Source organism: Candidatus Electrothrix sp., from assembly GCF_052785085.1.
Map to the genome: position 1 here is coordinate 59,165 of NZ_JALAAI010000004.1, position 12,585 is coordinate 71,749.

The 12,585-nt window shown below is 46.8% G+C and carries 13 protein-coding genes; all 13 read left to right on the forward strand.

What is annotated here, in order from left to right:
- Positions 1–410: 410 nt before the first annotated feature.
- The 13 genes from nqrF (L2082_RS01440) (at position 411) to L2082_RS01500 (ending at position 12,496) form a co-directional block, all read left to right on the forward strand.
- Positions 411–1,634, forward strand: a complete 1,224-nt coding sequence (nqrF, locus tag L2082_RS01440) for an NADH:ubiquinone reductase (Na(+)-transporting) subunit F (RefSeq protein WP_446008827.1) — start codon at positions 411–413, stop codon at positions 1,632–1,634.
- 164 nt (positions 1,635–1,798) lie between these two features.
- Positions 1,799–3,013 (forward strand): NADH:ubiquinone reductase (Na(+)-transporting) subunit B, encoded by a 1,215-nt coding sequence (locus L2082_RS01445; RefSeq protein ID WP_446008828.1) that lies wholly within the window; start codon positions 1,799–1,801, stop codon positions 3,011–3,013.
- A complete protein-coding gene (locus L2082_RS01450; protein WP_446008829.1) occupies positions 3,006–3,770 on the forward strand; it encodes a Na(+)-translocating NADH-quinone reductase subunit C in 765 nt (254 codons plus the stop codon). The genes L2082_RS01445 and L2082_RS01450 overlap by 8 nt, the downstream gene beginning before the upstream one ends.
- A 134-nt stretch (positions 3,771–3,904) precedes the next feature.
- Entirely contained in the window at positions 3,905–4,528 is a 624-nt protein-coding gene (locus L2082_RS01455; protein ID WP_446008830.1) for an NADH:ubiquinone reductase (Na(+)-transporting) subunit D, read from the forward strand.
- Positions 4,528–5,136, forward strand: coding sequence for an NADH:ubiquinone reductase (Na(+)-transporting) subunit E (gene nqrE, locus L2082_RS01460; RefSeq protein WP_446008831.1), 609 nt, complete (start codon positions 4,528–4,530; stop codon positions 5,134–5,136). The genes L2082_RS01455 and nqrE overlap by 1 nt, the downstream gene beginning before the upstream one ends.
- A 12-nt stretch (positions 5,137–5,148) precedes the next feature.
- Positions 5,149–6,372, forward strand: coding sequence for an NADH:ubiquinone reductase (Na(+)-transporting) subunit F (gene nqrF / locus L2082_RS01465; RefSeq protein ID WP_446011372.1), 1,224 nt, complete (start codon positions 5,149–5,151; stop codon positions 6,370–6,372).
- On the forward strand, positions 6,372–6,542 hold the full coding sequence (locus L2082_RS01470; protein WP_446010741.1) for a hypothetical protein: 171 nt from the start codon (positions 6,372–6,374) through the stop codon (positions 6,540–6,542). Before nqrF (L2082_RS01465) ends, L2082_RS01470 begins: the two co-directional genes overlap by 1 nt.
- Positions 6,543–6,546: 4 nt before the next feature.
- Positions 6,547–8,133 (forward strand): AAA family ATPase, encoded by a 1,587-nt coding sequence (locus L2082_RS01475; protein WP_446010740.1) that lies wholly within the window; start codon positions 6,547–6,549, stop codon positions 8,131–8,133.
- Positions 8,134–8,688: 555 nt separating this feature from the next.
- Positions 8,689–8,775: a desulfoferrodoxin FeS4 iron-binding domain-containing protein gene (locus tag L2082_RS01480; protein WP_446010743.1), complete on the forward strand. Its 87-nt coding sequence runs from the start codon at positions 8,689–8,691 to the stop codon at positions 8,773–8,775.
- A 72-nt stretch (positions 8,776–8,847) separates the two neighbouring features.
- The gene (locus L2082_RS01485; protein WP_446010739.1) at positions 8,848–9,342 is read left to right on the forward strand and encodes a ferritin-like domain-containing protein; all 495 of its coding nucleotides are present in this window, start codon (positions 8,848–8,850) and stop codon (positions 9,340–9,342) included.
- 73 nt (positions 9,343–9,415) lie between these two features.
- A complete protein-coding gene (locus L2082_RS01490; protein ID WP_446010738.1) occupies positions 9,416–9,622 on the forward strand; it encodes a YgaP family membrane protein in 207 nt (68 codons plus the stop codon).
- A 462-nt stretch (positions 9,623–10,084) separates the two neighbouring features.
- Complete coding sequence (locus L2082_RS01495) at positions 10,085–12,181, forward strand: P-loop ATPase, Sll1717 family (protein ID WP_446011373.1); 2,097 nt, start codon at positions 10,085–10,087, stop codon at positions 12,179–12,181.
- 48 nt (positions 12,182–12,229) lie between these two features.
- Positions 12,230–12,496 carry a nucleotidyltransferase family protein gene (locus L2082_RS01500; protein WP_446011374.1) on the forward strand — a complete coding sequence of 89 codons (267 nt, stop codon included), beginning with the start codon at positions 12,230–12,232 and terminating at the stop codon, positions 12,494–12,496.
- The last annotated feature ends 89 nt before the right edge of the window (positions 12,497–12,585 follow it).

The window sequence follows — 12,585 nt, forward strand, 5'->3', positions numbered from 1 at the left end:
TCAGACCTACGAACTTCGGGCCGATGTTGCGAGATGTCTTGACCAAGATTGAAGAGGATAGGCAGGGACGCTTTTCTCCGCCGCCCCGGAGGAACCGGTTGAACATAGCCCACCGTTTTAACGGTGGACGACAGTTTTATGCTCTCGGTGTTACCCTGAACTGCTTTTGTTGAACCCTTTCAGGGCACAGTTCTAACCAAGATTACACCTTCACAGAAAGCATAGCCTACGGCTTTGGTGCTGGCGGTGGTTTTTTTCTCACTGTTGTTACCTTAGCTGTGCCATACGAGAAAAAACAGAGTACGCAGACCCAGCAGCACTGCGCAGCCTTGGATTAACCTTCATAACTGCCGGACTTATACCCTTTCCTTTATGGGGCTGAGCGGTTTTTAGCACGAGAGATTGAACACATGAATGAGATATATATTTCTGTTTTCTGCTACCTTATTATCCAGTTCATCCTGGTAACCCTCATTGTTGTAGCGAAAAAGTCCCTTTTACCCAGCGGTAAAATCTCTATATTGATAAACGATCAAAAAAAACTGCAATCCTCTCCAGGCACTAAGCTTCAAACTGCCCTGGCCCAACAGGATATCTTCATTCCCTCGGCCTGTGGTGGAGGCGGCACTTGCGGCCAATGCAGAATACAAGTGAACAAAGGGGGCGGGACCATTCTGCCAACGGAACGCTCCCATATCAATAATCGGGATGCACGAAACGGCGCCCGCCTTGCATGTCAAGTACAAGTAAAGCATGATCTTTCCATTACTGTTCCAGATCATATGCTGGAGACTAAAAAATGGACCTGCAAAGTCCGTTCGAATTCGAATGTTGCAACTTTTATCAAAGAGTTGGTTCTTGAGCTGCCTCCTGGGGAGGAGGTCAACTTCAAACCAGGCGGCTATATCCAGATTGAAGTCCCCCCCCATAGTCTGTCCTATTCCAATTTCCAAATAGAAGACCGTTTTTTGTCCGACTGGACCAAATTTAGAATGTTCCAGTACGAATCCCATGTCCATACTCCGGTTACCAGAGCCTATTCCATGGCCAACTATCCTGGCGAAAAAGGTATTATTAAGCTGAATGTCCGTATTGCCTCTCCACCGCCAGGGGGACCAGCCAATATACCGCCTGGCAAGGCCTCATCATACATGTTCAGCCTAAATGCAGGCGATGAAGTTGTTATCTCCGGTCCTTTTGGCGATTTTTTTATTGAAGACAGCGGCTCTGAAATGATTTATATTGGAGGCGGTGCAGGTATGGCGCCATTACGCAGCCATATTTTCGAACTCTTCAAGGCCTGTAATACCAGCCGCAAGGTTTCTTTCTGGTACGGCGGTCGCAGCCTGAAGGAAGTTTTTTATGCAGATGAGTTTGAAACCCTGCAAAAAGAATTTGATAACTTTTCCTATCACTTGGCCCTTTCCGATCCACTGCCGGAAGACAAGTGGCAAGGCCATTCCGGCTTTATTCACCAGGTACTGTTTGATAATTATCTTAAAAATCACCCGACTCCAGAAGACATCAATTATTATATGTGCGGCCCACCAATGATGACCCAAGCAGTGCTGGCCATGCTTGACGACCTGGGAGTAGAACAGGATAACATTCATTATGATGATTTTGGCGGTTAATATATACTTGAGTTTTCGAAAAATAGTTTTTTCGATGGTCCACCTTTGTAGTGTTTTCAAGCGAAGAGACAATCATAGTGCGATGACATACCGGCACAATCAGCCTGACCAAATAGCTCACACATCGCCAAGAAGCAGGGATTTGATCTGGCAAGGATCCTGACATGAAACTCCTCAACACCCTTTTACAAAAAACCGCCCCCCTCTTCAACAAGGGTGGCCGCTTGGTACGCTGGTACCCAGCCTTTGACGCAGTGGACTCCTTTCTCATGGGGAGCCGCCATACCACCGGCTCTGCGCCCCATGTCCGGGATGCAATGGACCTGAAGCGGATCATGATCCTGGTGGTCATCGCCCTGCTCCCCTGCGTCTTCATGGCCATGTGGAACACCGGCTACCAGGCCAATCTGGCTCTGCAAGCCCTGGGCCTGACCAGTCCGGCAGGTTGGCGGGGCGCAGTCATGGCGAGCCTCAACCTGGCATGCACGCCGGACAACTTCCTTGCCAATCTCATCCACGGCAGCCTCTATTTCCTCCCTATCTACCTGATGACCCTGACGGCAGGCGGAATCTGGGAGATGATCTTTAATCTTATCCGGGGCCATGAAATCTCCGAGGCATTTCTCGTTACCAGCCTCCTCTTTCCCCTAACCTTGCCCCCGACAGTACCCCTCTGGCAGGTGGCTTTGGGGATCAGCTTCGGCGTCATCTTTGCCAAAGAGGTCTTTGGCGGGGTAGGACGAAATTTCATGAACCCGGCCTTGGTGTCACGGGCCTTTCTCTTTTTTGCCTACCCCGGCAATATGAGCGGCGACACGGTCTGGGTGGGTGTGGACGGGCTTTCCAGCGCCACGGCCCTGGCCAAGATAGCTGCGGCCCCGGCTGACGCACCCCTTTCCGGGCTCAACTTCAGCTGGGCAGATGCCTTTCTCGGAACCATCCCCGGCTCAATGGGTGAGACCTCGGTGGTGGCATGTCTGCTGGGTGCGACCTTGTTGCTGGTCTGCGGCATCGCTTCCTGGCGGATCATGGCCTCCATGCTTCTGGGTGGCCTGAGTCTGGCCCTGCTCCTCCAGTTCACAGCTTCATCCGGCAATACCCTGATCAACCTGCCCTTTTACTGGCACCCGGTTCTGGGCGGCTTTGCCTTCGGCCTTATCTTCATGGCCACGGATCCAGTCACGGCCCCACATACCAATATCGGCCGATGGTGCTATGGCTTTTTCATCGGTGCTCTGGCCATCCTGATTAGGGTGATCAACCCGGCTTACCCTGAGGGGGTTATGCTGGCAATCCTGCTCGGCAATGTCTTTTCCCCGCTCTTTGACTACCCGGTCATTCAGGCCAATATTCGACAGAGGAGGCTCCGGCATGGATAAGGAAACATCAGCTAGCGCCTTTCGTGCCGTCATAGTTCTGGCCCTGATCTGCTCAGTCCTGGTTGCCGGAGCCGCAGTGGGACTCAGGCCGCTACAGGAAGCCAACCGCAAACTGGATCAGAAAAAAAATATACTCCGTGCTGCTGAACTCTATCAGGGGACAGGTGATGTGGAGAAACTCTTTCAGCAGGTGGAGACCAAGGTCGTTCGTCTGGCAGATGGCAGCTTCGTTCCACCGGAGGAGGTGAATCCTGCGGAATTTGATCAACTCGGTTCTCTCCAGAGCGAAGAGACCAGCAGGAAACTGAGCAAGGAAGAAGACATCGCAGGCCTGGGTCGCCGGGAAAAATATTCCCTGGTCTATCTGGTGAAAAAAGATGGGCGACTAGACAAGGTGATCCTGCCTGTTCGCGGCAAGGGACTCTGGTCCACCCTGTACGGATACGTGGCCTTATCAGCGAATCTCTCCACCATCATCGGCATAACCTTTTACGAGCACGGAGAAACTCCGGGCCTGGGCGGCGAGATAGAAAACCCCGATTGGCAGGCCGGTTGGCAGGGCAAACAAATTTATAATCAACAGGAAGAACCTGCCATCCAGGTCGTGAAGGGGCAGGCAAAGAATACTTATCAGGTGGATGGTGTTTCCGGGGCAACCCTGACCATGAACGGGGTCAACAACCTGATGCATTTCTGGTTTGGGGAGCATGGATTTGGGCCCTTTTTGGAACGTTATAAGGGAGCTGACAAAATGTAGGGACAGGTTCCTGTGCCTGCCCAATAATTATTCTAAAATCGTCGTCTGTTGTAAGATAACGTAGGGACACGGCATGCCGTGTCCCTACCGGATTGCAAAACCTTCGGGGAAACAAAAACAAGGGATCAACAACGATGCCTGAGAAAAAAAGCGAACTCTTCTTCAACCCATTTTTTCAACGCAACCCCATTGCCCTGCTGGTGCTGGGGATCTGCTCGGCCCTGGCAGTGACCGGAAGTATGGCCACAGCCCTGGTCATGTCTGTCTGCCTCTCTCTGGTGGTGGCCTTTTCCAGCCTGATCATCAGCCTGATCCGCCACCAGATTCCCAACACCGTGCGTATCGGCATCCAGATCACGGTGATCGCCACCCTGGTTATCCTGGTAGACCAGATCCTCAAGGCCTTTTTTTATGATCTGGCTAAACAGCTTTCCGTCTATGTGGGCCTGATCATCACCAACTGTATTGTGATGGGCCGGGCCGAGGGGTTTGCCATGAGCCACACCCCGCTCAAATCCTTTATCGACGGCCTGGGCAACGGCATGGGCTACGGCTTTGTCCTGATGACAGTGTCCTTTTGCCGGGAACTCCTGGGCAGCGGCACGGTCTTCGGCCATGAGGTGCTGCCCCTGATTGCAGACGGCGGCTGGTACCAGGGCAACGGTCTGATGCTCCTGCCTGCTGGGGCCTTTTTCCTCATCGCCCTGATTATCTGGGCCCTGCGCACAATCTACCCCAACCAACAGGAGAAGGACTAATGCTCCATTATATGGAAATCATCTTTACCGCCCTGTTTATGGAAAACATGGTGCTCTCCTTTTTTCTGGGGATGTGTACCTTTCTGGCGATCTCCAAGCAGATCAATGCTGCTGCCGGTTTGGGCTTTGCCGTGCTTCTGATCCAGACCATCACCGTACCCATCAATAATCTGATCTACCATTATCTGCTCAAGCCGGATGCCCTGTCCTGGGCCGGTTTTCCCGGCCTGGATTTGACCTTTCTCGGGCTGCTGATCTATATCGGAGTGATTGCTGCGGTGGTTCAGATCCTGGAAATGGTCCTGGATCGCTTCCTCCCTGCCCTGTACTACACCCTGGGGATTTTCCTGCCCCTGCTCACGGTGAACTGCGCCATCCTGGGTGGGAGCCTCTTTATGGTGGAACGGGAATACACCTTTAGGGAAAGCGTGTTTTATGGCATAGGATCCGGTGGCGGTTTTCTTCTGGCTGTGGTTGCCCTGGCAGGGATCCGGGAAAAACTGGAATATGCTGATCCGCCAGCTGGCCTCAGGGGCCTTGGCCTGACTTTTATTACTACCGGCCTGATGGCCCTGGCCTTTATGGGCCTAGCCGGAATTTCATTTTAGGGATATTGCGACATGCAGGAAATTATTGCCGCTGTTCTTACCTTTCTCGCTCTCCAGTTCCTTCTGGTCTGCCTGATTGTGCTGGCAAAAAAGAAACTTCAGCCCGGCGGGGAAGTCACCATCATGGTTAATGACAAAAAAGAACTCCAGGTCAAACCGGGGAGTCGCTTGCTCACCACCCTGACCAATGAAGAGATCTTTCTCTCCTCGGCCTGTGGCGGCGGAGGCAGCTGCGGCCAATGCCAGGTCAGGGTCAAAAAAGGCGGGGGCAGTATACTGCCCACTGAGCGAGGGTATATCACCCGACGGGAAGCACGACAGGGCATGCGACTGGCCTGTCAGGTCCAGGTGAAACGAGACATGGAAATCGAAGTACCGCCGGAGATGCTGGATACCCGAAAATGGCAATGCACAGTGGTTTCCAATGAAAATATCGCCACCTTTATCAAGGAGCTGGTGCTCAAGCTGCCAGAGGGCGAGGAAATGAATTTCCGACCCGGCGGCTATATTCAGATTGATATCCCCCCCCATGCTCTTTCCTTTAAAGGCTTTGATATTAAAAATAAATTCCTGTCAGACTGGAAAAAGTTCCGCCTTTTTCAGTACAAGTCCAAGGTGACCACACCCATCACCCGAGCCTATTCCATGGCTAACTATCCTGGAGAAAAGGGCCTGCTCAAACTGGATGTCAAGATCGCCTGTCCGCCTGGTGGCTGCAAGGAACCACATCCTCCGGGCAAGGCATCATCATATATCTTTAACCTGAAACCGGGCGATGAGGTAACCATCTCCGGCCCTTATGGGGATTTCTACATCCACGAAGGCCAACAGGAGATGATCTATGTGGGTGCTGGCGCAGGCATGGCCCCGCTGCGCAGCCAAATCCTGGAGTTGATGAAGGGTCGGCATTCCAGCCGCAAGATATCCTACTGGTACGGCAGCCGTACCTTGCTGGAAGTGCCGTATCTGGACGACTTTACTTCGCTCTCTAAAAAATATCCCAATTTCACCTTTCACCTTTGCCTGTCCCGGCCCAAGGAGGAGGATAACTGGACCGGCCCGGTGGGCCATGTCCATGATGTCTTGTACCGAGAATATCTGAAGAATCACGAGGCACCCGAGGATATCCAGTACTACACCTGCGGTCCGCCGATGATGACCCGTTCCCTGGTCAAGATGCTGATTGATCTGGGAGTGGAAGAAGATAACATCTATAAGGATGAGTTCGGGGGCTGATGAAAATTCTCTTGCTTACCGTTGGGATTAGTTTTGTCGTTATCTTAGTTGCTGCTTTGCTGATTAATTTCAGTAAACGACGGCAGCGGAAATCGCCGCATGGGTTGACCGGAATGTGTCATAAGAGTGGTGGGGCGGTTTGTGGGAAGTGTAGTGAGAGAGAGCATTAACCGTATGAAAAAATTAGGCTTGGGAATACAGGCATTATCAGAATTCATAGATAATAACTTCATCTATGTGGATAAGACTGAGCATATTCACAGGTTAATAGATGAGGGAAAATACTATTTTCTTTCCCGTCCCCGGCGGTTCGGCAAATCGCTGCTGATCAATACGCTTAAAGAGCTGTTTGAAGGCAACCGCAGGGTCTTTCAGGGCTGTTGGATTGAGGAGAGGTGGCATTGGCAGCAAAAAAATCCGGTCATAAAAATAGATTTTACCCAGGTCGAATACCGGGAACTGGGCCTGAAAAAGGCCTTGGATCAATACCTGCTCCGAACGGCGGAGCAGCACAAGGTCAGCTTGGAGGCGGAAACCTATGCAGGGAAATTCCTGGAACTGATCACGACATTGGGGGGAAAATCAGGCACGGTTATCCTGATTGACGAGTATGACAAGCCCATTATTGATTATCTTGAGGCGTCAAACATACCGCAGGCCGAAGAAAATCGGGAAATTCTCAAAACCTTATACGCCGGGGTAAAGGGGCTGGATGAACATATCCGTTTTTTTCTGCTCACCGGTGTTTCCAAGTTCAGCCGGGTCTCGATTTTCAGCGATCTCAACCACCTCAGAGACCTGAGTATTTCAGAAAGCGGTGCAGGCTTGCTCGGCTATACTGAGCAGGAAATTCGGGACAATTATCACCCCTATCTTGAGGATCTGGCTGACTGCTTCGGCACCACGGACGACAGGATCATGGAGCAGGTCAAGACTTGGTATAACGGCTACTCCTGGGACGGCAAAACCTTTGTTTATAATCCCTATTCGACCCTGAGTCTTCTCTCCTCAAGGGCCTTTAAAAACTTCTGGTTCGAAACCGGCACCCCGACCTTTCTGATCCAACATATCAAGGAATCAGGGGTAAAGATCAATGAATCGTTGAATAAACCAGTGAAAGAAAATGCCTTTAACGCTTATGATATCGATAATCTCAACACCACCGCCATTCTGTTTCAGACCGGTTATCTGACCGTCAAGCAATGGGACCGGCTGGAAAACACCTATGTGCTGGATTTCCCCAACCGGGAAGTGAAGGAGTCGTTCCTTGACTTTATGGTGAAAAACTACGCTGACAGCTCTGCCGAAGAGATGGGGCATATTGTCGCGGTGCTGACCGAGGCCTTGCGGATAAACGATATCCGCCGTTTTTTTGAGGCCATGCAGGCCCTGTTCAGCTCTATCACTGCAAAACAGCTGGAAAAAGTAAAGGCGTACGAGGGATTCTATCATTCGATCATCTATATCACCCTGAAGATGCTCGGGGTTCGGATCGACTGCGAGGTGCAGTCCAGCTTCGGTGCCACTGATGCGGTGATAAAAAACGAGGAGTATATTTACGTTATTGAGTTCAAAATGGGAACCGCTGAGGAGGCCCTGCGGCAAATCAAAGAAAAACGCTATTGCGCTCCGTTCGCGGCTGACGGGCGGGAGGTTATTATGGTTGGGATTGGTATTGACAAGGGGGTGCGGAATTTGACGGATTTTGTGACGGGAGCGGCGGACCGGGGTGGTGAGAGAGAAATTAAATCAGAAAATTAGGGGGCAGCTCCCAATTATTCCTTAGAGATCAGTTTTATTGTACTTCTCGTTGCTGCCTTAATTGTGTTAATTTCAGTCGGCGGCGATTGCAGAAATCTCCGCATGGGTTGACCGGGATGTGTCATCGGAGTGGGGGGGGTAGTTTGTGGGGCTTGTAGTAAAGGAGATAGTTCTAATCGTGATAGCTGACCTGCTACGGAGCAGGATTTAATTTTTCTCTGACCCTTTTTATCAAGGTTATTATTAAAACTTAGCGGTTGCTGTACTAGTGATTGGTTTACTTCAAGTCCCCTCAATATTATGAGGGGCCACCACATGTTGAGGCAACAGAGCTTGTGTTGTCCTGCTTTTTATTCTTTCGCTGAAAATTTTTAAACGTATTTACAATGCGTTAATCTGAAATTTTGTTTATTTTCGTTTCCCGGCATGCCTTTTGCTTTTTACCTCAACAAGAGGGGATGATGAACGAATACAAACGCATTCTTGTCGTCACCAGAATGATCCAGACATGCAGGGTGGCCATTCATAACACCAAAAAAGTCCAGGAGGACAATCATGACAAAAAAAATGCAAGTTTATAAATGTGAAGCCTGTGGGAATATTGTGGAAATGCTGCACGAAGGCGATCGTCAGCGTGGATGAAGGAAAACACTTTTTGCTGGAAGCAATGCTGTTAAAAGTTTTGTCGCTACCACCATACCTGAAAGGAGCAGTATGAATATTTATGAATATGCCATGCAGATGGAGAAAGACGGTGAGGAATTTTACCGTGAACTAGCCGACAATTGCAAAGTGAAAGGTATTAAGAAGATTCTGACCATGCTGGCGAACGAAGAAGCGAAGCATTTCAAGATGATTGCCAAACTCCAAGAAAAAGCAGGAAACTTACTACTCACGGAAACAACAATCCTGGATGGTGTGAAAAATATTTTCACCAGCATGAAAGAAGAAAAGGGCGAATTGTTCTTTGATGTTTCTGACCTGGAAGCATACCGGAAAGCGATGGTCATTGAGGAGGAGAGCCGGAAGTTTTATTCGGATAAGGCCTCCGAGGCTAGTGAGGAAGAAACGAGACATATACTTTTGCGTCTTGCGAGTGAAGAGGAAAAGCATTTTCGGATCATGAAAAATATCGCCGAATTCGTTGCACGGCCGGAGCCGGGGAATTGGCTTGAAAACGCCGAATGGCATCATCTCGATGAATATTAAGGGAGGAAAACTATTGCTGATTATAATGGTTTAAAAAGAAGCTGAAATTATTTAACCTTAGAGGGACGAAATCATGAAGAGGAATATTGGCGGTATTGAGCGCATAGTCAGAGTCGTTGTCGGTGCTATTATAATTTCCCTTGCATTCTGGGGGCTGAAAACCCCATGGGCCTATCTGGGGATAATTCCAATCGCAACCGGTTTGAGCGGCTGGTGCCCGCCGTATGCGTTGCTGGGTATATCGACCTGTAAAGACAAGTCAAACAAGCAGGTTAGTTGATCAACAGGGCGACAGAACAGCGGTACTTTGGTCGTTATCTCCAGTTTTTGCGAAAGGAACAAAATTGAGATTGTCACAATATGATGAATGCATCATGCGCCGTAGGGGCAGACCTATGTGTCTGCCCGTAAACAGGTGCGAACACGCAGGGTTGCGCCCTACATTGTTCTGCCAACGCGACGAGATCATGGCGTGAATTCCACCCCGCGATAAATCACGGGGCTATTATCGGATGTCCCTCCGGGACAAGAAGATCCAGCTTTTACCTCAGCAGACGGAACCTGCCCGGCCCTGCTTCTTCCGCTGTAGTATTGAGCGGTTGTAAACGGAAGTTAATATTTTTCGCTTTGCTGTTTTGGTTTGAGGGAGTAATGTGGTGGTGTGAGGAGAAGTGACAACTTTACACAATTTATTTCATTAATAAAAATATCAGCCAATAAAAGCATAACGAGGTTTAGCAATATGCCACAAAACCAATTATCGTGCAATTTACTTGGCGGAATAAGAGCTGAAATTGACAGTAAAATGCTCGAAAAAGCTTTTATTAAAACGCATGATTTTGAAGCATTAGTCAATACTCGTGATTTTAATTTTGTGGTCGGAAGGAGAGGAACTGGAAAATCCGCACTCTATTTAAAAGTTACTGAATACTTGAATAAAAACAAATTAGGATATGTTTATTGCAACATTCCACAAGAATATGAACAGCTCTCTTTACAATCGTGTTTAAAAAAAATTACGACAAAATATCAAGAAATCAGGGCAATAACACGAGTAGCATGGCGAGTTGCAATATTGATCGACTTGCTAGATAACATCAAGGATCATTATAAATTTAATTCATCTGACAATTACGATTTTCTTATCGAATACAGTTTAAAACATCAAGATTTTTCTGACCTAAGTATATTTGAAAAAACGAATAAAATTATAAAAGGATGTCACAAAAACTGCGGTGATCCAATCGATCTACCAGGTGAAATAGCATCTCACTATAAAATTGAAAAATTACAAAAGTCAATAAATAATTCATTATTAACAATAAACAAATCTGTATATTTCATGTTTGATGGGTTGGATGAAGGGTGGAACCCAAATGAACTAGCTACAGCAGTATTAGGTGGTTTAGCCTCATGCTCGGCAGACTTTCTTGACAAAAAATCTGAAATACAAACATTACTTTTCGTAAGAGACAATATTTTTAGATCATTAAACTATTTTGACAATGATTTTTCAAGACATATTGAAGGAAATACTATTAGATTAGCATGGGATGACCAGTCGCTTCTTCATCTTATTGCAAATAGACTAAGAGTTTCTTTAAAATTAGAAAATATTGAGAATGATATAAAAATTTGGAATCGATTTGCGCACACTGATTTAAAAAATAGAGATGGTTTTAAAAGTTGCTTGAGTTACACTTTGTATAGGCCAAGAGATATTATTGTTCTTCTAAACACCACATTTACATACGTTGCAAGAAGCGGACGATATGGAATCATCAAAGACGACGTAGAGTTGTCATCAAAACAAATTTCAAAAGACCGTTTAAATGATCTTCTCAAAGAATACCGAGTTGTTTTTCCAGGCTTGAGTCTTTTGGTGAATGTCTTTAAAGGTAAGCCAGCTTTTCAAACATATTCAGAGGTAATTGATTGTTTAGAGCTTGAAATCCTGAGTAACGATTACCAAGTCAAAGAAGCAAGTGATTTTGCCCTATTAGGAACTGGCGGTGAAGCCTTTTTCGCTTTATATAGTGTTGGATTTCTGGGATTAGAAAAAACATCTACCGGGACGTTGCAATTCTGTCATGATGGTTCCCCCGCCGAAGTAGATGCCATCAAAACTGATCAAAGATGTTGTGTACATCCATGTTACTGGAAAGCTTTAGATATTCAGTCTGAACTGGTAGAAGAAAATATTTTAATTCAGGTATATGATGAAAACCAACCTTCAGATACAGATGAATTATCTGATTTACGAACGAAAAGAATAGGTCAAATTATATCCAAACTTCCTCAAATGAGCCAAGGCCATAAAGATTCACATTCCTTTGAAAAATGGTCATTACAAGCCATACAAATTTTATTTCCTGGCAAGTTATCAAACCCTGAATTAAAAGCAAATGGTGATGCAGTTCAGCGACGAGATATAATTGCAACAAATTGCGCTACCGAAGGCTTTTGGAGAAGAATTAGAGAAGACTATAATTCAAGACAAGTGGTTTTTGAAATTAAAAATTTTTCGGATCTTAAAATAGAAAATTTTCGCCAAGCATTAAGTTACTCAGGAAAACACTATGGACAATTTATTATTATCATAAATCGATCTCAAAACGAAGGGTTATCAACTACTGAACGAGGGTGGGTTCAAGAATTTTGGCATAATCATGATACACTAATTTTCAACTTACCAGCTCCGCTCTTATCTCGATGCATCAGTAAGCTCAGGACAAAACAGCGCTTTGATTATGCCGAAAAACAACTAGAAAAACGACTAGATACTTATCTCAGATCATATCTTGCTATAAAGCATAACAAGCAAAATTCCCCCAAATAAAAAAACCATCTTGCTACACTCAAACATTGGAGCTTACAAACATGTATAATGAACCATTTAAAAATACTTGAAATCCTAGCGAACTACAAAAAAGAAAACTCAAAAAAATACGGCATCAACAACATAGGAATATTCGGATCTTACTCCACCGGAAAAGCAACGGACAAAAGCGACATCGACGTAATTATCGAAACAACCTATCCAGACCTCTATACACTGGTTCATATCAAGGAGGAACTCGAAGAACTCTTTAAGAAACCCGTCGATTTGATCCGCAATCAGCAATTCCCGAACCCCTCTCAAATGCTGAAATAGCATAGTTGAACAAAAATATTTTCGTAAACATTTTTTATTCGTGTTTGACATATCAAACGTTTTGGGTCAATACTCTCTGCAAAAAAAAT